The 20831-nt window shown below is 44.4% G+C and carries 21 protein-coding genes; 6 read left to right on the top strand and 15 right to left on the bottom strand.

The features are described from left to right. Positions 1-91: 91 nt before the first annotated feature. From BCU75_RS00105 to BCU75_RS00095, 3 genes are all read left to right on the top strand, one after another. Positions 92-445: a hypothetical protein gene (locus BCU75_RS00105; protein ID WP_102472623.1), complete on the top strand. Its 354-nt coding sequence runs from the start codon at positions 92-94 to the stop codon at positions 443-445. A gap of 170 nt (positions 446-615) precedes the next feature. Next, positions 616-2502 carry a BCCT family transporter gene (locus BCU75_RS00100; RefSeq protein ID WP_102472622.1) on the top strand — a complete coding sequence of 629 codons (1887 nt, stop codon included), beginning with the start codon at positions 616-618 and terminating at the stop codon, positions 2500-2502. 193 nt (positions 2503-2695) lie between these two features. Then, complete coding sequence (locus BCU75_RS00095) at positions 2696-4273, top strand: alkaline phosphatase (protein ID WP_102472621.1); 1578 nt, start codon at positions 2696-2698, stop codon at positions 4271-4273. 127 nt (positions 4274-4400) lie between these two features. On the opposite strand, the gene BCU75_RS00090 is transcribed toward BCU75_RS00095, so the two are convergent. Further along, positions 4401-4838: a YcgN family cysteine cluster protein gene (locus BCU75_RS00090; RefSeq protein ID WP_017067609.1), complete on the bottom strand. Its 438-nt coding sequence runs from the start codon at positions 4836-4838 to the stop codon at positions 4401-4403. Positions 4839-4997: 159 nt separating this feature from the next. Between BCU75_RS00090 and BCU75_RS00085 the strand changes: the two genes are divergently transcribed. Together BCU75_RS00085 and aqpZ are read left to right on the top strand one after the other, a co-directional pair. Next, positions 4998-5246 carry a YkgJ family cysteine cluster protein gene (locus BCU75_RS00085; protein WP_017106172.1) on the top strand — a complete coding sequence of 83 codons (249 nt, stop codon included), beginning with the start codon at positions 4998-5000 and terminating at the stop codon, positions 5244-5246. A 100-nt stretch (positions 5247-5346) separates the two neighbouring features. Next, positions 5347-6036 carry an aquaporin Z gene (aqpZ, locus tag BCU75_RS00080; RefSeq protein ID WP_102472620.1) on the top strand — a complete coding sequence of 230 codons (690 nt, stop codon included), beginning with the start codon at positions 5347-5349 and terminating at the stop codon, positions 6034-6036. A gap of 94 nt (positions 6037-6130) precedes the next feature. Here the strand turns inward: aqpZ and recR are convergent, their stop codons facing one another. From recR to BCU75_RS00050, 7 genes are all read right to left on the bottom strand, one after another. Continuing rightward, entirely contained in the window at positions 6131-6730 is a 600-nt protein-coding gene (gene recR / locus BCU75_RS00075) for a recombination mediator RecR (RefSeq protein WP_102472619.1), read from the bottom strand. A gap of 81 nt (positions 6731-6811) precedes the next feature. Then, positions 6812-7141, bottom strand: coding sequence for a YbaB/EbfC family nucleoid-associated protein (locus BCU75_RS00070; protein ID WP_009848672.1), 330 nt, complete (start codon positions 7139-7141; stop codon positions 6812-6814). Positions 7142-7308: 167 nt separating this feature from the next. Beyond that, a complete protein-coding gene (gene dnaX, locus BCU75_RS00065; RefSeq protein WP_102472618.1) occupies positions 7309-9591 on the bottom strand; it encodes a DNA polymerase III subunit gamma/tau in 2283 nt (760 codons plus the stop codon). Positions 9592-9609: 18 nt separating this feature from the next. After that, positions 9610-10155, bottom strand: coding sequence for an adenine phosphoribosyltransferase (apt, locus tag BCU75_RS00060; protein WP_017072536.1), 546 nt, complete (start codon positions 10153-10155; stop codon positions 9610-9612). 161 nt (positions 10156-10316) lie between these two features. Next, on the bottom strand, positions 10317-10688 hold the full coding sequence (locus BCU75_RS00055) for a YbaN family protein (protein ID WP_029225617.1): 372 nt from the start codon (positions 10686-10688) through the stop codon (positions 10317-10319). A 102-nt stretch (positions 10689-10790) separates the two neighbouring features. Further along, positions 10791-10928: a hypothetical protein gene (locus BCU75_RS24305; RefSeq protein WP_004734169.1), complete on the bottom strand. Its 138-nt coding sequence runs from the start codon at positions 10926-10928 to the stop codon at positions 10791-10793. A gap of 148 nt (positions 10929-11076) precedes the next feature. After that, positions 11077-12180 carry a response regulator gene (locus tag BCU75_RS00050; RefSeq protein WP_102472617.1) on the bottom strand — a complete coding sequence of 368 codons (1104 nt, stop codon included), beginning with the start codon at positions 12178-12180 and terminating at the stop codon, positions 11077-11079. Between the two features lie 228 nt (positions 12181-12408). Here BCU75_RS00050 and BCU75_RS00045 point away from each other — a divergent pair, with 228 nt between their 5' ends. Then, complete coding sequence (locus tag BCU75_RS00045; RefSeq protein WP_004734167.1) at positions 12409-13284, top strand: LysR family transcriptional regulator; 876 nt, start codon at positions 12409-12411, stop codon at positions 13282-13284. A 185-nt stretch (positions 13285-13469) separates the two neighbouring features. Here BCU75_RS00045 and purF read toward each other — a convergent pair whose 3' ends face one another. The 7 genes from purF to BCU75_RS00005 form a co-directional block, all read right to left on the bottom strand. Next, the gene (purF, locus tag BCU75_RS00040; RefSeq protein WP_017106165.1) at positions 13470-14984 is read right to left on the bottom strand and encodes an amidophosphoribosyltransferase; all 1515 of its coding nucleotides are present in this window, start codon (positions 14982-14984) and stop codon (positions 13470-13472) included. Positions 14985-15017: 33 nt separating this feature from the next. Continuing rightward, on the bottom strand, positions 15018-15509 hold the full coding sequence (locus tag BCU75_RS00035) for a CvpA family protein (protein WP_009848678.1): 492 nt from the start codon (positions 15507-15509) through the stop codon (positions 15018-15020). 61 nt (positions 15510-15570) lie between these two features. Next, positions 15571-16146, bottom strand: a complete 576-nt coding sequence (locus BCU75_RS00030) for an SPOR domain-containing protein (protein ID WP_076674396.1) — start codon at positions 16144-16146, stop codon at positions 15571-15573. Next, on the bottom strand, positions 16147-17409 hold the full coding sequence (folC, locus tag BCU75_RS00025; RefSeq protein WP_076674394.1) for a bifunctional tetrahydrofolate synthase/dihydrofolate synthase: 1263 nt from the start codon (positions 17407-17409) through the stop codon (positions 16147-16149). A gap of 42 nt (positions 17410-17451) precedes the next feature. Beyond that, positions 17452-18378 carry an acetyl-CoA carboxylase, carboxyltransferase subunit beta gene (gene accD / locus BCU75_RS00020; protein ID WP_076674393.1) on the bottom strand — a complete coding sequence of 309 codons (927 nt, stop codon included), beginning with the start codon at positions 18376-18378 and terminating at the stop codon, positions 17452-17454. Positions 18379-18554: 176 nt separating this feature from the next. Then, the gene (gene truA / locus BCU75_RS00010) at positions 18555-19349 is read right to left on the bottom strand and encodes a tRNA pseudouridine(38-40) synthase TruA (protein ID WP_004734161.1); all 795 of its coding nucleotides are present in this window, start codon (positions 19347-19349) and stop codon (positions 18555-18557) included. 193 nt (positions 19350-19542) lie between these two features. After that, a partial coding sequence (locus BCU75_RS00005) for a FimV/HubP family polar landmark protein (RefSeq protein ID WP_277868890.1) occupies positions 19543-20831 on the bottom strand: 1289 nt, incomplete at its 5' end.

Below are 20831 nucleotides of genomic sequence, written 5' to 3'. Positions count from 1 at the left end.
GCGGATAAAAAATCATCACCACGATGATTAATTGCACAAGTTTTTCACACCTCTGCCGATACTATATTTAAGGATAGGTAAGGAGAGCGATATGACGCCAGTAGGAACGAGTAACACTCAGCTGTATTCACCTTCGCAAATGAACGCACAAGCTAAAAGCACTGAAGCTGAAAAGCCTGCACCTCTTAAGGTTGAGCAAAATACCGTTAAGCTTTCCGATGAAGGCAAAGCCCTATTATCTGCCCTTGAAGAAATAGATAAAGAAGCGAAGAAAGTTGCAGCGGAGAATGAAACCGTAACGGATAAGGTTGAGTCATTTGCTCATGGTGCGCTTGGTATGGATCACCCAGATAAGATTGAAGAAGAGGAAGATAACTCTTATTCAGCAGGGCAATACTTATCCGCAGCGGCAACGGTTGGTGGCATCCTCCTCGCGCTGATTTAACTTTACCTTCCTTTGCTGCATTCCTTTCACTACACCAAGTGCATTTCCCCTATTGCACTGAGCCTCTTTCATTGCAAAAAATCGATTTGTCGTCACGACAACAGACCCGATTTGTCCTAAAAAACGAGTTCACGACATAATTCCGCTCTCATTTTAATGGAATAATACTCGTGAAAAACTCCTTTGCGCTTATTGATAAGCCAACCTTTTTTGGTGCGATAGCACTCCTACTCACGATCGTCTTCCCGCTGATTATGTTCCCGACGCAAGGAGCAGACTGGATTGCGGTAGCTAAAACATTTATGACAGACCAACTCGGTTTCTTGTACCTAGCGCTTGGACTCGCAGCTTGTGCCTTCATGGTTTACGTTGTGTTCAGTGACATGGGACAAATTAAACTGGGCGAAGCTGATGAAGAACCTGAGTTCAAAACCGCATCATGGGCAGCAATGCTCTTCTGTGGTGGTATCGGGGCAAGTATCTTGTACTGGGGTTGTATTGAGTGGGCTTACTACTATCAATCACCACCTTTCCAGCTAGAACCTGGCAGTGAAGAAGCCGTTCGTTGGGCTGCAACCTATGGTTTGTTCCACTGGGGTCCGATCGCTTGGTCTATTTACCTAATCCCTGCCATTCCTATTGCCTACTTTTTCTATGTACGTAAACAACCTGTACTAAAAATTTCTAGCGCATTGATGCCAGTATTGGGTGAACACCATAGCCGCGGTGTTGCCGGTAAAGTTGTCGATATCCTATTCATCTTTGGTCTATTAGGTGGTGCTGCGACAACATTAGGTTTAGCTGCCCCTCTTATTACTGAAGGTCTTAACCACCTATTCGGCTTACCGAAAAATAACCTAACTCAAGTTATGGTGCTTCTGGTTTGTACTGCGATATTCGCTTACTCATCATATGCTGGTTTGGAAAAAGGCATCAAGATCCTCAGTAACATCAACTTCTGGGGTGCCATGGGATTATTGGTATTCGTATTAATCGCTGGCCCAACGATTTTCATGCTTGAAACGGGCTTAGACTCGATTGGTCGCCTATTGTCTAACTTCTTCGTGATGGCAACGTGGGCTGAACCATTCGGCGGCTACGGTACGTTCGAAAACACGCATTTCCCACAAGATTGGACCATTTTTTACTGGGCATGGTGGCTAGTTTTTGCACCAAGCATGGGCTTATTTGTTGCGCGTATCTCTCGCGGCAGAACCATTAAACAAATGGTATCAGGCTCAATCTTCTTCGGCTCATTAGGTTGTTTCTTATTTTTCATGATCTTAGGTAACTACGGTTTATCCCTCCAGTTATCTGGTGAGTTAGATGTCGTCGCAATCCTAAACGAAGAAGGCGCAACCAAAGCTATCTTCTCAATGCTGGCACAACTGCCAATGAGCACACTAGTTATCGCTGTGTTTACCTTGCTGTGTATTATTTTCACTGCGACTACATTCGACTCGATTTCTTACATTCTAGCGTCAGTAGTACAAAACAACGTAACGGAAGAGCCAATGCGTTGGAACCGTCTGTTCTGGGCATTTACCCTATCATTCCTACCGACGATTCTAATGTTCCTTGGTGGTTTAAGTACGCTTCAAACAGCTGCGATTGTTGGTGGTTTACCTCTACTGGCTATCTCTGTGATGTTGATGATCTCAGCCGTTCGTGCAACAAGCCTCGATTTACGTCACCAAGAGAGTTACATCGAGCCAACGATTAACATCGAAGAGCTGCCGGACATGGATCCATGGTCGGCAGAAGGTATGGCACTGGCACAGTTCGAGAAAGAGAAAGACGCAGCACAAGATGCCGCAGAGCTTGAACGTAAAGCTTACAAAGCCCTTGCCGTAGTGAAAAAAGAAATCCGCGCTTATGTTCTTGAACAGGGTGCACAAATGGAAACACATGAGCTTCCTGAAAACCTACAACAAGCCCTTGAGCAGGCTGAAAACAACCTAAGCACTGCTCAAGCGAAAAAAGTAGAGTTATCAGAGCAAGCTCAGAAAGCTCGAGTCGCGTTCAATCAGGTGGTTGCTGAACTGCCACTTGCTTGACATTAGCCATGACACAGTCCATTTATTTGGACTCTCCTTAATACGACAAAGGCTCACAGAAATGTGAGCCTTTTTTTATGCTTTTCTGAAAACTTGAGTTATTGCTCAAATTCATATTGATGAAACAAATATGAAACGACTTTGACACAAATCGGTGTTCTAATCATCCCGCTTATATAAAAAGGGATAACTAATGAAGCACCTTATGAAACCAATTATTACCGCAGTGGTAACCTCTACACTCTCATTCAACGTACTTTCAGCAGAAATCAAAAATGTCATTCTGATGATTGGCGATGGCATGGGACCTCAGCAAGTTGGCTTATTGGAAACCTACGCAAACCAAGCGCCAAATTCTATCTATAAAGGGAACAAAACTGCCCTTTATCAACTTGCTCAAGAAGGGGTTATTGGTTCATCCCTGACTCACCCAGAAGATGCGATTGTGGTGGATTCGGCTTGCTCTGCAACCATGCTTGCAACGGGTATTTACAGCGGTTCAGAAGTGATTGGTATCGACTCTCAGGGTAACCATGTTGAGACAGTACTTGAGAAAGCGAAAAAAGCAGGCAAAGCGACCGGCTTAGTTTCAGACACGCGCTTAACTCACGCGACTCCAGCTTCTTTTGCCGCTCACCAACCTCACCGATCTTTAGAGAATCAAATCGCATCCGATATGCTTGCAACTGGCGCTGATGTGATGCTATCTGGAGGGCTACGTCATTGGATTCCTAAATCGACCAACGACAAAGGTGAAACCTATAAGCAACTTGAGAAACTGACTCAAGGTGACGTTTACCTAAAATCAAAGCGTAAGGACGACCGTAACCTTCTTACTGAAGCAGAGAAAAACGGCTATCAACTGGCATTTAACCGCAACATGCTAGACGACGCTGAGGGCGATAAACTACTTGGCTTGTTCGCCTACTCAGGCATGGACGACGGCATTGCATACAGCAACAAGAAAAAGAATGGCGAACGAACTCAGCCAAGCTTAAAAGAGATGACACAAAAAGCACTCAACGTTCTATCCAAAGATGAAGACGGCTTTTTCCTAATGGTCGAAGGCGGCCAAATTGACTGGGCAGGCCACAGTAATGATGCAGGAACCATGCTGCATGAACTGCTTAAGTTTGATGAAGCAATCCAAACTGTGTACGAATGGGCGAAAGATCGTGAAGATACGATCGTGATTGTAACTGCAGACCACGAAACAGGCTCTTTCGGTTTCAGCTACTCGTCTAATAACCTACCTAAACCACAGAAACGTTCTGGCGAAGCCTTCGCTGATCGCGACTATGCACCCAACTTTAACTTTGGCGCATTCGATATTCTTGATGGTTTATACAATCAGAAGCAAAGCTACTACGGCATGATTAGCAAATTTCAGAAGTTAGATAAAGCGCTGCAAACACCTGAAAAACTGGCTGAGATCGTCAACAAGAATAGTGAGTTCCCGATCACAGCTGAACAAGCGAAAAACGTATTAGCCAGTAAGCCGAACCCATACCGATTGGCTCAGCACAAATACCTATCGGCAGAAGAGGTGCCTGCTATCAACGATTTCGATGCTTTCTTCCCATATAACGATCGTGGCAACCTACTTGCTCGAGAACAAGCAACAGGTCAAAACATCGTTTGGGGTACAGGTACACATACTCACACACCAGTGAACATGTTTGCTTGGGGCCCTGCCGAAAAGGTATTGCCAGTTTCGAAAATTATGCACCACTCAGAACTGGGTGAGTACATTAAACAACAAGTAAACTAGCCTGAATCTTTTTTGCTCGTTTAACTTTAGCGCCCTCCGGGGCGTTTTTTTGTTCTAGTTGTTGGGTTTAGTTTTTAGTGCCATCGAATAGCAAAACAGCCGCTCAAGAGCGGCTGTTTTAGAATAACTAGCGATTCGGATGATTCAAGATGTGGTCTTCCCAATCGACAACATCGATTTCGTATACCACTTTGTTACGAACACTTTCACCAGCAGCATGCATCTCTGATTTAGAGCCCGTAATCAATGGGTGCCACTCAGGAATCGGCTTAGATTCTGATAGAAGACGGTAAGCACAAGTATCTGGTAGCCAATGGAATTCATGAATCTTGTCACGAGTCAGCTTCAAACACTCTTCACCTGAAGTGAAGCGGTTCGGGTAGTCTTTACACGAACATGTTTTGTCGTTTAACCAGCTGCACGCCACGTTGGTGTAGTAAACTTCATCGCTATCTTCATCCATTAGTTTATGCAGGCAACACTTACCACAACCGTCACACAGTGATTCCCACTCATTCTCGGTCATTTGCTCTAGTGTCTTTTCTTGCCAAAATGGATTCGTCATAGGATTACTTCTTACTCTTTTACTGGGGTGCGTGTTATACCGCTAGCCCATAAAAAGTTCAAGGATAATAATTGTTCATTCTTTGATTCAATCAACAGCTGTCACTCTCATCATTTTTTGCTACTATCGCGCACCCTGTTATTTAGTGAGTTTAATTTGATGGAATGTCGCCTAGGTTGTGGAGCATGCTGTGTCGCTCCAAGTATTACATCTGCTATTCCTGGAATGCCAAATGGCAAGCCAGCTGGGGTGCGTTGCATTCAATTAAATGAGCAAAACCTCTGTAAGCTATTTGGTCAGTCTTCACGCCCTAAGGTGTGTCACCAATTTAAAGCTTGTCCTGTCATCTGTGGAAAAACAGATCAAGAAGCACTTGATAACTTGATCGAATTAGAAGCCATTACCTAAGAGTATTTGCCCTTTTCTATCACCTATATGCCCAAGATTTCACAACTTCGCTAAATCTCAACTATCTTATTGATACTGGTAAAGATTAATAAGGATTGTTATGAATAGATATATCGCAGAGATGTTTGGTACATTCTGGCTGGTGTTAGGTGGGTGTGGTAGTGCCGTCTTGGCAGCCGGTTTCCCCGATGTGGGTATCGGTTTACTTGGCGTTTCTCTCGCCTTTGGTTTAACCGTGCTCACCATGGCTTTCGCCCTTGGGCATATATCAGGCTGCCACTTAAACCCAGCTATTACTATTGGACTTTGGAGCGGCGGACGCTTCGATGCCAAAGACGTTGCCCCTTACATCATCGCTCAGGTGATTGGCGGCCTTATTGCTGGGGGAGTTTTATACGTTATCGCATCTGGGCAAGCTGGTTTCGACATAGTTGGCTCTGGTTTCGCGGCCAATGGTTATGGTGAACACTCACCTGGTGGTTATTCACTTACCGCTGCACTCGTCTGTGAAGTGGTCATGACCATGGTGTTCCTGTTCGTGATTATGGGCGCAACCGATTCAAAAGCACCAGCCGGGTTTGCACCTATCGCGATTGGTCTTTGTTTAACTCTAATTCACCTTATTAGTATCCCCGTGACGAATACCTCTGTAAACCCTGCGCGAAGTACCGGCGTAGCTGTGTTTGTCGGTGATTGGGCTGTGTCACAGTTATGGCTATTCTGGGTTGCACCGATTGTTGGTGCCGTAATTGGAGCTGCGATATACAACGCCGTGCGTGGCTCTGATTAGTCGTTTGAAAAGGTTTTAGAGTAACGCGTTTCAGAATAGAGCTTTATGACAAAAAAGAGAAAGCCGCTTAGTGATAACTCACCAAGCGGCTTTTTTAGATCTTATGACGACCGAGTAAAGAGTGCGAAAGCGTGGTGCCATCCACTAGCTCTAACTCTCCACCAACAGGAACACCGTGAGCAATACGGCTCGCATTCACCTCATGTGCATGACACAGTTCAGCAATATAATGCGCAGTCGCTTCACCTTCGACGGTTGGATTGGTCGCTAGAATAACTTCGTTGATATCACCACGACGTAAGCGATAGTCCAAGACATCAAGACCGATATCACTTGGACCAATGCCATCAAGTGGCGAAAGGTGCCCCATAAGCACAAAGTAACGACCGGAATATTGACCAGTGGCTTCAATAGCTGCAATGTCTGCAGGGCTTTCTACTACACAAATTTGACCGTTATCCTGACGCTTAGGATTGGTACAAATGTGGCAGGTCTCTTCCTCAGTAAAAGTACGGCACTCATTACAATGACCAATTTCAGTCATTGCTTGGCTAAGAGCTTCAGCCAACTGTAAGCCGCCTTTTCTATCGCGCTGTAACATATGAAAGGCCATACGCTGCGCCGACTTGGGACCAACCCCAGGTAGACAACGTAAGGCCTCCATCAAATGCTCCAGCATATGACTGGTACGCATATTTAACCGTTCTAACTTTTAAAGTAACGGCCTATTCAAAATAGGCCGTTGATAGAGACAAGTCTCTTATAAACAAGTCGCTTAGAAAGGCATTTTCATACCTGGTGGAAGTTGCATCCCACCAGTTACGCCAGCCATTTTCTCTTTTTGAGTCTCTTCAACACGACGAGCTGCATCGTTGAAAGCAGCTGCGATAAGATCTTCAAGCATCTCTTTATCGTCTTCCATTAAGCTTTCATCGATATCAACGCGACGAACACTGTGACTACCAGTAATCGTAACTTTTACAAGGCCAGCACCTGACTCACCTGTAACTTCCATATTTGCGATTTCTTCTTGAAGCTTTTGCATGCGCTCTTGCATTTGCTGGGCTTGCTTCATCATGTTGCCCATACCGCCTTTACCAAACATGTTATTACTCTCTGGTCTAATTGGTTTATTAAAATCATTTAAGCTACTAAGGGCTTAAATGGGGGTTAAAGCACTGTGATTCAACCCCACGAGTTCAGTTCTCTGATTTACTTTCCAAGGATGATATGCCCATCACTAAATGAAAGAGATTCTATCTTAGAAGAGCGCTATATTGGACGAACGCTATCTCTATCAAGCTCGGCAGCAAAACGTCTTTCGATAAACTGTACGTTGGCATCATTTTCCAAACTGGAAAACGCGTCTTTCAACTTACTTTGATACAGTCTTTCTCTTAATTCTAGTGGTGTTTCCCCACCATCACCGATTTCCACACTCAAATGACACTCTTCTCCTAGCACAGCATTAAGCGACTGTAATAGTTCGCTTTGTGCACGGTCGGTATTCAAGTGAGCTTGGCTTGCTCTCAGCGTTAAGGCAATCGAAGTGCCATTTTTATCGAACACTGAGTTCAACGCTAACTGTTCAACAAGCTTCGCGGTCTCTAGCTTTTGAATCGTGGCAGACCAGTCATCTTGAGCAATAGATTCTTTGAGCAATTTCTCGACCATTTCTGGTGTCTTGATATGCTCAAGCGCGCGCTTGATCTGAGTAGGTGTAAGCTCTTTGCTGACTTCTTTTACTACAGGTTTAGACGGTTTCCAACGATAAGGTTCATTATCATTGGTAACATTTTCTGTCGAAGAGGTCTTTAAAGAAGCTGGCGACACCCGCTCAGAACCACCGTGTTGCTGAGCAACTCGGTCAAGAACTGAAGTTTTAGCTGGTGTCGCTTTAGCCTTTTTTGGCGTTGAACCTTTGCTTTCCGGTGCTGCGTTACCTCTGCGTTGAGAACGCAGTTGGTGACGTAAACCACTCACTGGCGATGAAGAACGTGTTGGCTGTTCTTGTTGTGTCGGTTCAGCGCTGGCCTGTTGAGGGTGACTCTGATTCGTCGCTTGATTCTGCTGTGGTGGCATTTGCTGAGTCGCAGGACTCATCGCTTGCTCTGCACCGTAGCTAGGACGTTCGTCATAAGCAGGTGGCGCATCATACTGACTGTGCGGGTAATCCTGTTCTGGATAACCTTGGTTGCCTGAATGCTCAGCGTAACCTTGCGAATCTGAATATTGTGCCGGGTTCTGTTGTTGCTGTTGCACAGGCTGCTGAACAGGAGCTTGTTGAGGCGCTTGTTGCTGCACTTGAGGCTGTGAAACCACAGGAGCCTGAACTGACTGTCTCGGAGCTGCCATTGGCGCTGGCTGGCTCACAGGCTGAGTAACACTCTGAACCTGGTTCTGAACCGGATTCTGAGCTGCAGGCGCTGGGCTAGTCGACTCAGTCGAGATAGCCGTAGCAACAGTTTGCTCAGCAGGTCTGAATGCCAACATACGCAGAACCACCATCTCAATACCAACACGAGCGGTTGGTGATAATGGTAAATCTTGACGCCCTTTCAGCACAATCTGATAGTACAGTTGGATATCTTGTGGGCTTAACGCTTTGCTAAGCAGTTCTAGCCTTTCAGCATCAGGCTGAGCTTTGTCTAAAGTAGACGGCAGAGCTTGATACATCGCCAAACGGTGCAGTTGAGTCGCAAGTTGGCTCAGCAATCCATCCCACTCCACACCATTTTCAGCAAGAGCTTGAATACAAGCCATCGCTTGCTGCGGCTGTTTACTGCTAATCGCTTCGAGCAAGTGGATAGCTTGGTCGGTATCCAGCGTGCCAAGCATGTGAGCAACAGTGTCTGTCACTACATTGCCATTACCTAATGCGATAGCTTGGTCTGTTAGGCTAAGAGCATCACGCATACTGCCATCAGCAGCATGAGCAATCATGCCAAGCGCACGAGATTCAGACGTTACATTTTCTTGTTCAAGAATATGATCGAGCTGCTCGTGGATATTATCAACGCTAATCGGCTTCAGATGGAACTGAAGACAACGTGAAAGAATCGTAACCGGAAGCTTTTGTGGATCCGTTGTTGCGAGCAAGAACTTCACATACTCAGGCGGCTCTTCTAAGGTTTTTAGAAGCGCGTTGAAACTGTGCCTAGAGAGCATGTGTACTTCATCGATCAGGTAAACCTTGAAGCGACCACGCGCAGGCTTGTACTGGACATTGTCCAAAAGCTCGCGGGTATCTTCTACCTTTGTTCGTGATGCCGCATCAATCTCGAGCAGGTCAACAAAACGACCTTCATCGATCTCTTTACAGGTTGCACACTCACCACAAGGAGTTGAAGTAATGCCTGTTTCACAGTTGAGTCCCTTAGCAAACAAACGACCGATGGTCGTTTTACCGACACCTCGTGTGCCGCTGAACAGGTATGCGTGATGCAACCTATTCTGGCTAAGGGCATTCTCTAATGCTGTTAAAACATGGGCTTGACCAACCACTTCTTTGAATTTGGTTGGTCGCCATTTTCGCGCTAACGCAAGATAGCTCATGAATAATTCCGAAAAGGATTAGTGACCGTCGAATTCGCAGATGCTAAACACTTCTAGACCTAAGCCTTGTAAGCGCTTCTCACCACCGATTTCTGGAAGGTTAATAACAAATGCAGCGTGTTCTACCACACCACCAAGCTGACGAATCAACTTTGTTGTTGCTTCAATCGTACCACCTGTCGCAAGCAAATCGTCAACCATAAGTACTTTGTCGCCTTCAACGATAGCATCTGTATGAATTTCTAATGTATCTGTGCCGTACTCAAGTTCATAAGATTGAGCCACAGTTTGGCGAGGCAGCTTGCCCGGTTTACGAACAGGGATGAAGCCGACACCTAGCTCAAGCGCAAGAGGTGCACCAAATAAGAAACCACGTGCTTCAGTACCAACGATCTTAGTAAAGCCCATATCCTTGTAAGTTTCAGCTAACAGATCGATAGTCGCTTTATATGCGGCAGGATCTTCCATCAAGCTCGTCACGTCACGGAACAAAATACCCGCTTTCGGGTAATCAGGAATGCTTTTGATGCTTGCTTTGATCAGAGAGATTTTTTCTGTGTTCATAATCTTATGCACTTCATTAGGCCTCTTTCCAAATTCCTGTTAACGAATCAAACATCAACGCTCGGAATTAAGGAAAGGTACGATTGGTATTCATTGCAACGAGAGTCATAACTCTGATTGCTGAAATAATAAACGCCCGCTATACAAGCAGGCACACTGGCTTAATGGTAGTGATTTTCTTTGCTGTCAGCAACCAACTCATGGGTTGGAAGTCGCATAAACCATGTGAGAAGAATAACAAGTACGCAAATTAGGAAAGCCTTGACCCAAATGATCGGGGCAAAGTAGATGGATAACGCAAAACTCAACAAAATAAAGAATACGCCACGCGTTTTAACTTGTTTAGTGACAGCGCCGTGTTGATACCAATTGTTAAGCAAAGGACCCAGCGTTTTATGCTCATGCATCCATTTATGAACTTTTGGATTACTTCGCATGAAGCAGGCACTGGCAAGAAGGAGAAAAGGAGTGGTTGGCAGAACGGGTAAAACTATCCCTAAAACTGCGAGAAATATACAAAGGCCACCAGCAATATTGAGGCTTAAAACTCGAACGCTAATTGTGGCCTCCCTAAATTAATTACGATCAGTTAGCTATTATCGATAAACGAACATCGCTTAGCTAACATCGCCTAACTAGAATGTTGCGTAACCATTGAATACACGGATCAACGTAAGTGTTGCTGGTAGTAATGGAATCGCTAAAAATGCGGCTAAAAATCCTAAAAAATAGAATACATTAAACGGGTCTTGAAAGTCTTTGTTATCTGCCATGATTGCTTCTTGTTTTTGTTAGTAAAGGTAAGTATCTGGCGAACCAAACCTGCTTTGCTAAATCAACATTTAACAAAAAAGGCATAGCCACACCATTTGCGCAACTATACCTTAATCAATTATTCACAAAAACCGAGGAAATATAGGGTTAATCAGTGGACCCTTGGTGTATGTCTAAACTAAAACTTGCCGATCCAAGCAGGCTCAATGATAGCTGGCAGCCCTGTTCAATCGGAAGATCCCGTGTAATGAAGTTCTTCTTACAATTTTCACCCAAGCGCTCTCCCGCTGCAATATGTTGATTCAATTCGCCATTCGACCATTGTCCATCTAAACCCGCAGGTAAAATAGAGATAGTTCCCACAGCAAGATCAGCAACACCAAACAAGGCATTCACAGGGGTTGAACATTTAGAGCAACGAATCCCCTTCTCCAAAATCTCCGCAATATCTTTGAGATCAACGTTAAAATCTTTTCTATTTCTTATGTAATCGTGGAATAACGCTCTCACCAACAATGTGGTTGCTGAGCCGCCGTTATCAGAAGACGACGAATCAACGAGGTAAAAAGCAAACTGCCCGTTCATCATCCACGCGTAATCAAACACGAGTGGCATCATCTCTGTTGATTGCAGTAAACGGTAACTACAACGCCATGAGCCTTGTCGTGTGTCTTTCTCTGGCAGCAGCGCGTGCAATAAGTCTCTTGCAGCACTGGGGTTATCTTGCAGGTAATTTAGATGCCAATGCAGCTCTTGGTCTTCAGGGATCTCGCCACCGTCATCAACGCAGAACCATTGGCTTGAAAAATCTCGTTGGTCTGAGATGTTATCGAACGAGTCTGTTAATGTGTTCGCAATCGCACTTCCTAGATGACCGTGATCCTCTAGAGGTTTCGCTAAAAAGTCTTTGATACCAAATCGTAATGCTTTCGCCACATCAGACATATCATCAGTGCCAGACACAACGATCATAGGCATTGACGGATACTCTAAACTGAGCTCTTCTACAAGCTCAATGCCATCCAGTATTGGCATTGATAAGTCACACACAATTAAATCTGGCGCTGAATCTCTGAGTTTTTGCAGAGCGTCCAGTCCATTTTCAGCCTCAACCACTTTATAACCAATCTTGTCTAGATACGCGCTGGTTATCCGGCGAAAAATAGGATCATCATCAACCAACATAACGCATTTTGGATTGAGAACTTCCTGAGCCGAGGTCATAACTGGCTGACTGTGAGTTTTGTACATAATATCTAACCTCACAAAACTAAGTCGAATTATTATTGTTATCTGTTTTAAGAACTAATATAAAACTTAGTAACAAAATGCTAAATACACAAATGTGCACTCTTTACTGGTAATTCGTGACAAGGGTTGGAATACTTGTAAATAGTGCAACGAGTTGACGTAACGCAAACATTGATCTCACTGTTACGTATAAATTAGATGAGATTGTAAACAAATGTGTCTGGATTTATGAAATTAGATGATTTAAACCTCTTTCGACTCGTCGTTGAAAATGGGAGCTACACCGCAACATCACGCAAGACTATGATTCCGGTTGCGACCATCACACGACGCATCCAAGCCTTAGAGGACTCTTTGAACCTTAGGCTTCTTAATAGACACGCGCGTAAACTCTCTTTAACAGAGGCAGGCGAACGTTTTTTCAATGAATGCTCTCCGCTATTGCAACGTCTGTCTTCTACTGCAGAAGAGCTCACAGACGTGTGTAAAGGAGCTTCCGGTAAGATTCGTATTACAGCGCCCTCAAACCTGACCAAGCGCATGATGATGCCGATGTTCAGTGAATTCATGACTCAATACCCTGATATCAATATTGAGCTGATGATGAACAACCAAGCTGATCAGCTTGATCCAACCGAATGGGATGTAATTTTCAGAGTGGGTCCGCAGCGTGATTCAAGCCTAATCGCAAGAAAAATCAGTGAAGTGAAAGATATTCTTATCGCAAGCCCTGACTACTTAGCGAAGAACCCGGCACCAAGTCATGCAGAAGAGTTGGCAAACCATTCGTTACTTAAAGGCTACCCGCTGATTAAGTGGCAGCTGAGTAACTCTAATGAAGAGACCGTCGTTAACAGCGAGAAAGGTCGTTTCAACGCGAATGCGCTTAATGTCGTGAGACAAGCCTGTTCTGAAGGTTTAGGTATCACTCTGATGCCTGACGTGATGATCCGTGAATACATTGAAGATGGCAGCTTAGTACAAGTCTTAGAAGACTGGAGCGCTAACCCTCGTGATATTTACATGCTTTATAACCACAAAGACCACCTGCCAGAGAAAGTTAGACTGTTTATTGATTTTGTGATCGCATACCACATTCATTAGAGTCACTCCCTCCTCCACAAACAAAAAAACCAGAGCCGATGCTCTGGTTTTTTATTGCTCAAATCTTATTCTGAGCACGCTAACTATAGTGATTCATTGTTAGCGAACTGCTTTGTTACTAGCGAAAACATCCTATTACTAATAAAAAGTTTATTACTAGCAAAAGTTCTATTACTAATAAAAAGCTAAGCGCCTTCGTTATGTAACTCTAAGTTAGCGAGGTCTTGTTGGATTTCACGCTCAACCTTTGAATCATCATTACGTAAAGAGTCTAGGAAATCTAAGTACGCTTGGTCGATATCGCCCGTTACATACTCGCCGTTGAATACTGATGTATCAAAACGAGAGATGTCTTGATTGCCCATACCTACTGCAGAGATTAAGTCTGGTAGCGTTTGGAAAATCAAAGCGTCTGCGCCAATCTGTTTACAAATCGTTTCGTTGTCACGACCATGAGCAATAAGCTCCGTCGCGCTCGGCATATCGATACCGTAAACGTTCGGGAAACGAACTTCAGGAGCAGCAGAAACCATGAAGACTTTGCTTGCGCCAGAATCACGAGCCATCTCAATGATCTGTTCTGATGTTGTACCACGAACAATTGAGTCATCAACCAATAGAACGTTCTTACCTTTAAACTCAGAACGAATCGCATTGAGTTTACGGCGAACTGACTTCTTACGTTGTTGCTGACCCGGCATGATAAACGTGCGGCCAACGTAGCGGTTTTTCACGAAACCCTGACGATATGGCTTATCAATCGCTTGAGCAATTCGTAGCGCTATATCATTTGATGTCTCAGGAATTGGAATGACAACATCAATGTCTAAGTCTGCGTACTCTTCTTTAATACGCTTGCCTAACATCTCCCCCATCTCAACGCGTGCGCTGTAAACCGAAATTTTATCGATGAATGAATCAGGACGAGCAAAATAAACAAACTCAAAAATACATGGGTTTAGTTGTGGGTTGTCTGCACATTGTTTAGTGAAAAGCTCACCATCGAATGTTGCGTAGATAGCTTCACCAGGAGCAACATCGCGCATGAAATCAAAACCAACAGCGTCTAACGCTACTGACTCAGACGCAACCATGTACTCTGTTTTACCGTTAATTTCACGCTTACCAAGACACAGTGGACGAATACCATGTGGGTCACGGAATGCGATCATACCGTGGCCGATGATCATCGCTGTCACTGCGTAAGCACCACGAATAGTACGGTGCACGTTTGCAACTGCGCGAAATACATCTTCTGAAGTCACATTACCTTTAACAGTATCGATCTCATGAGCCAATACATTCAGTAGAACTTCAGAATCAGAGGTTGTGTTGACATGACGACGATCTTTTTCGAACAACTTCTCACGAACTTCACTTGCATTCGTTAGGTTGCCGTTGTGCGCCAGCGTGATACCAAAAGGAGAATTTACGTAGAAAGGCTGAGCTTCAGAAGCACTCGAACTTCCCGCAGTAGGATAGCGAACATGACCAATACCTACGTTACCTTGGAGGCGCTGCATGTGTTTTGCTTCAAAAACATCTTTAACTAAACCGTTCGCCTTACGCAGACGGAAACGATTGCTTTCTATGGTACAAATACCAGCGGCATCTTGGCCACGATGCTGCAATACCGTTAAAGCGTCATAAATAGACTGGTTTACAGGTGTTGAACCCACGATTCCAACAATACCACACATGTCCTAATCCTCGATTTTCGACATTAACTGGCGCTAAAGCGCGCCAGATAAGAAACTAGATGTTGCTTGTAAATGCTCGAAGAACGGCGCAATGATTCGACTAAATTCCGGAACCAATTGCGAATTCTTCCACCACTCAGAACTTGGGAATGCAGTAAACGCATCCATGAAAAACAACACTGCAGAAACAATCAAAACACCACGTAAGCCGCCAAAGACGACACCGAGGATTCTGTCTGTACCCGACAGGCCTGTTTTCTGAACTAGTTGCCCGATGACATAGTTAACTAAGGCACCAACAACTAACGTTGCAACAAACAATGCTGCTATCGCAGTTCCGTTTCGAAACATCTCATCTTCGATATTGGTGAAGTACATGGCTAATTTAGCGTAGTACTGGCTAGCAATAAAAAATGCTCCAAACCAAATGACAAGTGACAACGCTTCTTTAGCGAAACCGCGAACTAAACTGATCACGGCAGAGAAGCCGATCACGCCTAAAATGACAAAATCTAACCAATTCATGAATTCTTCATCTTAAGTTGGCGCGCATTTTAACAGAAAAAATGCTGACGCAAACGTTTTCTTATGGATTTAACGGTTTAAATTTGAGCAATTGGCCTTTTGAACCCGTAATTTTTTCTAATTCCTTAATTTGTCGCTCAAGTTTGGATTTAGAGACATCGGGACCAATAATTACTCGCGTAAATGTTTTTTCTTGCTTGGTGTGAGCTTGATAACCACGCTTTTGTAAATCCTTAACAACATTTTTTGCGTTGTCAGCATTCTTCAAAGCCATCAATTGAATGATCCAAGCACTGTCTTGGTATTCATTTTTTTCTGGTACAGGCTTCACCACCACAGCCACTTTGTCAGCTTCTTTATTGTTTGAAGCAGACGCGGTTTGCGTATCTGAATTATCACCAACACCACTTTCAACCACTTGCTCAACCGGAGAGTCCGGTAGCGCTATTTGATCTTCAACGGGATCGAGTACTTCAAAAACTTCTACATTACTATCAAGCTCTGGCTTAATCGGAATGCTTGCAAACTCTTCTTTATAATGGAGCTTCTTACCATCCAGCACATCGGGTAATACAATCACGCCAATGGCCACTAAAATGATGGTGCCGACTAATCGGCTTTGGAATTTACTTGCCATTTAGTTTCCTTTTTTCTGCCAATGCTCCAATACTTCACCCACAGTATGGAAAGAACCGACCACCAGTACAACATCGTCACCTTTAACAGAAGCTATAGCCGCTTCAAACGCTGCTACAGGGTTTGAATACTGCTCTACGTCTTGAGGTAAGCTTTGACACAATTCAGCGGCTGTCGCGGCTCGTGGGCCATTCAGTGATGCTGGGTACCAATGAGTTGCGATTGGTGCTAATACTTCCAATGTCGCAGGGATATCTTTGTCGTGAAGCATCGCGACTACAACGTGTAAATTTTTACCTGCATACTTCTTCGTTACTTGCTGCGCAAAGTATTCAGCCGAATGCGGGTTGTGCGCAACATCAAGCACAATCACGGGTTGCTCGCTAATTTGCTGCATACGCCCAGGAAGCTGTGCGTTCTTCATACCATTAACTACGTTCACATCGCTAATGCTAAGTTCTGAAGTACCCAATGCCATCAATGCTGTTGCTGCGTTCGGTAACGGCAGGCTTGGAATAGGCAGTGATTCTAGTTGGAATGCACCACTGCGCCAGTTCCACGTATCGCCGTCCACATCGTAAGTGTATTGAATACCCACTTGATAGAACTCAGCCTTTATGTCGTCAGCGTGCGCAGCAACGGTAGCCGGTGGTTTAGGTTGACCACAGATAGCCGGCTTACCGCTACGATAAATACCTGCTTTCTCAAAACCAATCACATTGATGTCATCACCTAGCCAATCAACATGGTCGACAGCCAAACTGGTAATCACAGAAACATCATGCTCAACGATATTGGTCGCGTCTAAACGTCCGCCTAGACCCACTTCTAACAATACAACGTCAACCGCTTCGGTTTGAAATGCTCGTAACGCCGCTAAAGTGCCATATTCAAAAAAGCTAAGGCTGATTTCGCCGCGTTCTTTCTCAATGAAATCGAAAGACTGAGCCATTTTTTCATCAGATAGATCTTGGCCGTTGATACGAACACGTTCGTTATAGCGAATTAAGTGAGGAGAGCTGTAAACACCAACTGAGTAACCAGCATCCAATAGAATAGCTTCCATCAGTGCACATGTTGAGCCTTTGCCATTGGTTCCAGCAACAGTAATAACATGTTGAGCAGGTTTAGTGAGGTTTGCCTTAGAGGCGACGGCCTGAACTCGGTCTAATCCAAGATCAATAGCGCTTGTGTGGATGTTTGATAAATAATCAAGCCACATCTCCAAAGAGGATGTGGCTTGAGGAATAGGTTGTTGACTCATCTAACTCATAACCATAATTAAGTTGGTTTGTTAGAAGGTACTTTACCCTTTTTCTGGCGCTTCTGGTACTTCATAAGTAGCTTCATTCGGTGAATCGTTCACAGAAACTACTAATGGTGAAGGCTGGTTGGTCATTTTAGCAACAAGGCTTGCAACGCGCTGGCGCATCTCACGACGGTCAACGATCATGTCGATAGCACCATGGTCTAAAAGGAACTCACTGCGTTGGAAACCTTCTGGAAGGTCTTCACGTACAGTTTGTTCGATTACACGACGTCCGGCAAAACCGATAAGTGCTTTTGGCTCACCAATGTTGATATCACCAAGCATGGCCAAACTTGCAGAAACACCACCCATTGTTGGATCAGTCATGACTGAAACAAAAGGTAGACCTTTCGCAGATAAACGCTCTAGAGCAGCACTGGTTTTTGCCATTTGCATTAGAGACATAAGCGCCTCTTGCATACGTGCACCACCACTTGCAGAGAAACAAACTAAACCACAGTTGTTCTCAATCGCCGCATCTACCGCTTTAACAAAACGAGCACCAACAACAGAACCCATTGAGCCGCCCATGAATGAGAATTCAAAAGCACACGCTACGATAGGCAAACCAAGCAGTTCGCCTTTCATTGCAACTAATGCGTCTGTTTCACCACTGTTCTTTTGAGCAACAGAAATACGTTCTTTGTAACGCTTAGAGTCTTTAAACTTCAGCTTATCTTGTGGCTCAAGATCAGCACCTAGTTCAACACGCTCACCTTTGTCTAGGAAGGTATCCAGACGGCGACGTGCTTTCATGCGCATGTGATGGTCACATTTTGGACACACTTCTAGGTTACGCTCTAGTTCAGCATGGTAGAGAACCTGCTCACAAGAAGTACATTTAGTCCAAACACCCTCAGGGATAGACGCTTTACGAGATGTTACGATGTTGCTTTTTTCTAAAATCTTTTCAAGCCAACTCATGGAAGACCTTTTTGTTTCGATTCCTCCGCTTGATTGCGAAAGAAATAAATTTGGGAATTATGCGTGGGAATTAAAGCACATAAAACAGCGACTGTAGATAAAAAACTGGTTGTACCTATTTTCTGGGACTATTTTACGCACTAAACCGTAATGATTTTTGAACCTAAGTCTCACATTTAGTTCAAATTATCCGGCAAAAATAGAGGACCAATAGGCTCTCGTGGTAACTCAAAATGTTCAGGATAATCAACATCTACCAGATACAAACCTTCCGCTTTTGCAGTTGCGCCGGCTACTTTTCGATCTTTAGCCTCTAAAAGCCACTGGATCCACTCTGGTTTCTGCTCACCTTTACCTACTGCAATAAGGCTACCCGTAATATTCCTCACCATATGGTGAACAAACGCATTCGCTTTAATATCAATCACAATGTAGTGTCCATGACGAGTCACATTTAAGTGAATCATGTTTCTCCATGGACTACGAGATTGACAATGTGTCGCTCTGAATGAAGTGAAGTCGTTCTCGCCTAACAAGTACTGACCCGCTTCATGCATCTTTTTCTCATCAAGATGACCATGGTAATGGCTCACGCCCGAATTCAGAATGCCTGGGCGTAGTGCATGGTTAAAGATGATGTAGCGGTAACGGCGTGCAGTTGCTGAGAAACGAGCATGAAAATCCTCATTCACTTCTGTTGCCCAACGAACCGCTATATCTTTTGGCATGTTGGCATTTGCGCCCATTGTCCATGCCACCATTTTACGATCGACATTAGTTTCAAAGTGAACGACTTGTCCCGTACCGTGAACACCGGCATCTGTACGACCCGCGCACATAACCTCTACAGGATGATTCGCGACAACTGAAAGAGCCTTTTCCAATTCTTCTTGGACACTTTTCACGTCTCGTTGGCGCTGCCAACCAAAGTAGTGGGTACCGTTATATTCAATACCTAAAGCAATTTTCATGTTTTTGTTCTCTTTGAAAATGGGCGAGAAGTATATACGGAAATGAGTTTTAGCCCAAATACGATGGGGCTAAAAATGCAATAAACAATCACTACCGCCCTAGACGGCGGTTTAAGAAGCTAAATAAAACAAAGGCGCTTAGGCTCGTCCAAAAATAAAGGGTAGCCAACGCTACCCTTTATGATTTTTAAATTTATCGGCCGTTTAACGTATCGATAAGATTCTTTGCCTCTCGACGAATATCATCGCTCCCGTCAACTATCGCCTCTTCTAGAAGCTTAATTGCACCTTGCGAATCACTCATCTCGATATAGATTTTAGCCAAATCGAGCTTGCCAGCAGCTTCTGCATTGTTGTCGACATCATAGTTGCCGATATCACCGATAACATCAGGGAATTCATTGAGGCCAACATCCAGCTTCAACTCTTCATCATCTGGATTAATGGCTTCTTCGCCTTCTTGCTCTACTTGAGCCATCAATTCGTCAATCGTCATGTATTGCTTATCACGACTGTTGCCTGACTCTGTTAGGTTATCTTGTTGACCCCAATTCTCTTCTTTAATTTTAGGTTCAGCTTGTTTTTCAGCCGATGCCCAAATCTCTTGTTGATCGTCAGGAACACCATTGTGCATGCTTGATTGCTGCTCTGGAGCTAAGTTAAAGCCTTTCCAATCTTCACCGCCAACTTCAAGCATCGCATCGATATCGAGCCCTGCACTGTCAATCGACGTTGCATCTAATGGCTTCTCAAACATATTGTCGACTGAGTCTTGTACATCTTCTGAGAGCAACTCAGCCAATGCTGTTTCATCAAAATCGTCAAAGCCTTCTAGTGGTTCGTCTTGAACCGCTGTAGGTGCTGAGTTTGATTCTAAAGGCGTTGAATTTAATCCTGAAGATGAACTCGGTGTATCATCTGGTTGTGCGAACGCTGCCAGTTCAGGTTCTTCTGCATCTGAGAACCCTGCTTCGTCCGAGAAACCCTCTGTATCGGAGAAGTCGTCAGCGTGACTAAAGCTTTGCGGGTTTGAGAACAAATCATGCAACGCATCTTGCTCTTCACCTTGAGGACTAAAAGAAGTCAGTGGTGTCGGCTTCTCTGCAAATGCATCTGAGATGGCTTCGTCTTCACCGTATTCAGGCAAATCAAGCTCATCGAACTCGACGCCTTCTTCTTCCGCTACTGGCTCTGCGCTGCTTTGCTCAATATCATCTAAAACAGAGTCTGCTTTTGCGCTTTCTTCGTCATATTCAGGAAGATCAAGCTCATCGAACTCAAACTTTTCTGCCTCAGGAGCGAGATCTTGCTCTAATTGAGCTTCATCAGGCTCACTAACGACTTCCGCCAATGCGTCTTCTTCACCAAACTCTGGCAGTTCGAAGTCATCAAACGAGAACTCATCTTCTTGTCCTAGAACTTCAGCTTGTTCCGTAGTTTCAATTTGCGGTGCCGTTTCTGCTTGAGGTTCAGCGTCTAGTT

The organism is Vibrio splendidus (assembly GCF_002873455.1).
GTDB lineage: Bacteria > Pseudomonadota > Gammaproteobacteria > Enterobacterales > Vibrionaceae > Vibrio > Vibrio splendidus_J.
Note: the sequence above shows the minus strand (reverse complement) of the source record. Positions and strands in the feature narration are given on the sequence as shown.

Coding starts and splice junctions, on each gene's coding strand:
- BCU75_RS00105 (WP_102472623.1), top strand. CDS start 92: ATGACGCCAGTAGGAACGAGTAACACTCAGCTGTATTCACCTTCGCAA.
- BCU75_RS00095 (WP_102472621.1), top strand. CDS start 2,696: ATGAAGCACCTTATGAAACCAATTATTACCGCAGTGGTAACCTCTACA.
- BCU75_RS00090 (WP_017067609.1), bottom strand. CDS start 4,838: ATGACGAATCCATTTTGGCAAGAAAAGACACTAGAGCAAATGACCGAG.
- BCU75_RS00085 (WP_017106172.1), top strand. CDS start 4,998: ATGGAATGTCGCCTAGGTTGTGGAGCATGCTGTGTCGCTCCAAGTATT.
- aqpZ (WP_102472620.1), top strand. CDS start 5,347: ATGAATAGATATATCGCAGAGATGTTTGGTACATTCTGGCTGGTGTTA.
- recR (WP_102472619.1), bottom strand. CDS start 6,730: ATGCGTACCAGTCATATGCTGGAGCATTTGATGGAGGCCTTACGTTGT.
- BCU75_RS00070 (WP_009848672.1), bottom strand. CDS start 7,141: ATGTTTGGTAAAGGCGGTATGGGCAACATGATGAAGCAAGCCCAGCAA.
- dnaX (WP_102472618.1), bottom strand. CDS start 9,591: ATGAGCTATCTTGCGTTAGCGCGAAAATGGCGACCAACCAAATTCAAA.
- apt (WP_017072536.1), bottom strand. CDS start 10,155: ATGAACACAGAAAAAATCTCTCTGATCAAAGCAAGCATCAAAAGCATT.
- BCU75_RS24305 (WP_004734169.1), bottom strand. CDS start 10,928: ATGGCAGATAACAAAGACTTTCAAGACCCGTTTAATGTATTCTATTTT.
- BCU75_RS00050 (WP_102472617.1), bottom strand. CDS start 12,180: ATGTACAAAACTCACAGTCAGCCAGTTATGACCTCGGCTCAGGAAGTT.
- BCU75_RS00045 (WP_004734167.1), top strand. CDS start 12,409: ATGAAATTAGATGATTTAAACCTCTTTCGACTCGTCGTTGAAAATGGG.
- purF (WP_017106165.1), bottom strand. CDS start 14,984: ATGTGTGGTATTGTTGGAATCGTGGGTTCAACACCTGTAAACCAGTCT.
- BCU75_RS00035 (WP_009848678.1), bottom strand. CDS start 15,509: ATGAATTGGTTAGATTTTGTCATTTTAGGCGTGATCGGCTTCTCTGCC.
- BCU75_RS00030 (WP_076674396.1), bottom strand. CDS start 16,146: ATGGCAAGTAAATTCCAAAGCCGATTAGTCGGCACCATCATTTTAGTG.
- folC (WP_076674394.1), bottom strand. CDS start 17,409: ATGAGTCAACAACCTATTCCTCAAGCCACATCCTCTTTGGAGATGTGG.
- accD (WP_076674393.1), bottom strand. CDS start 18,378: ATGAGTTGGCTTGAAAAGATTTTAGAAAAAAGCAACATCGTAACATCT.
- truA (WP_004734161.1), bottom strand. CDS start 19,349: ATGAAAATTGCTTTAGGTATTGAATATAACGGTACCCACTACTTTGGT.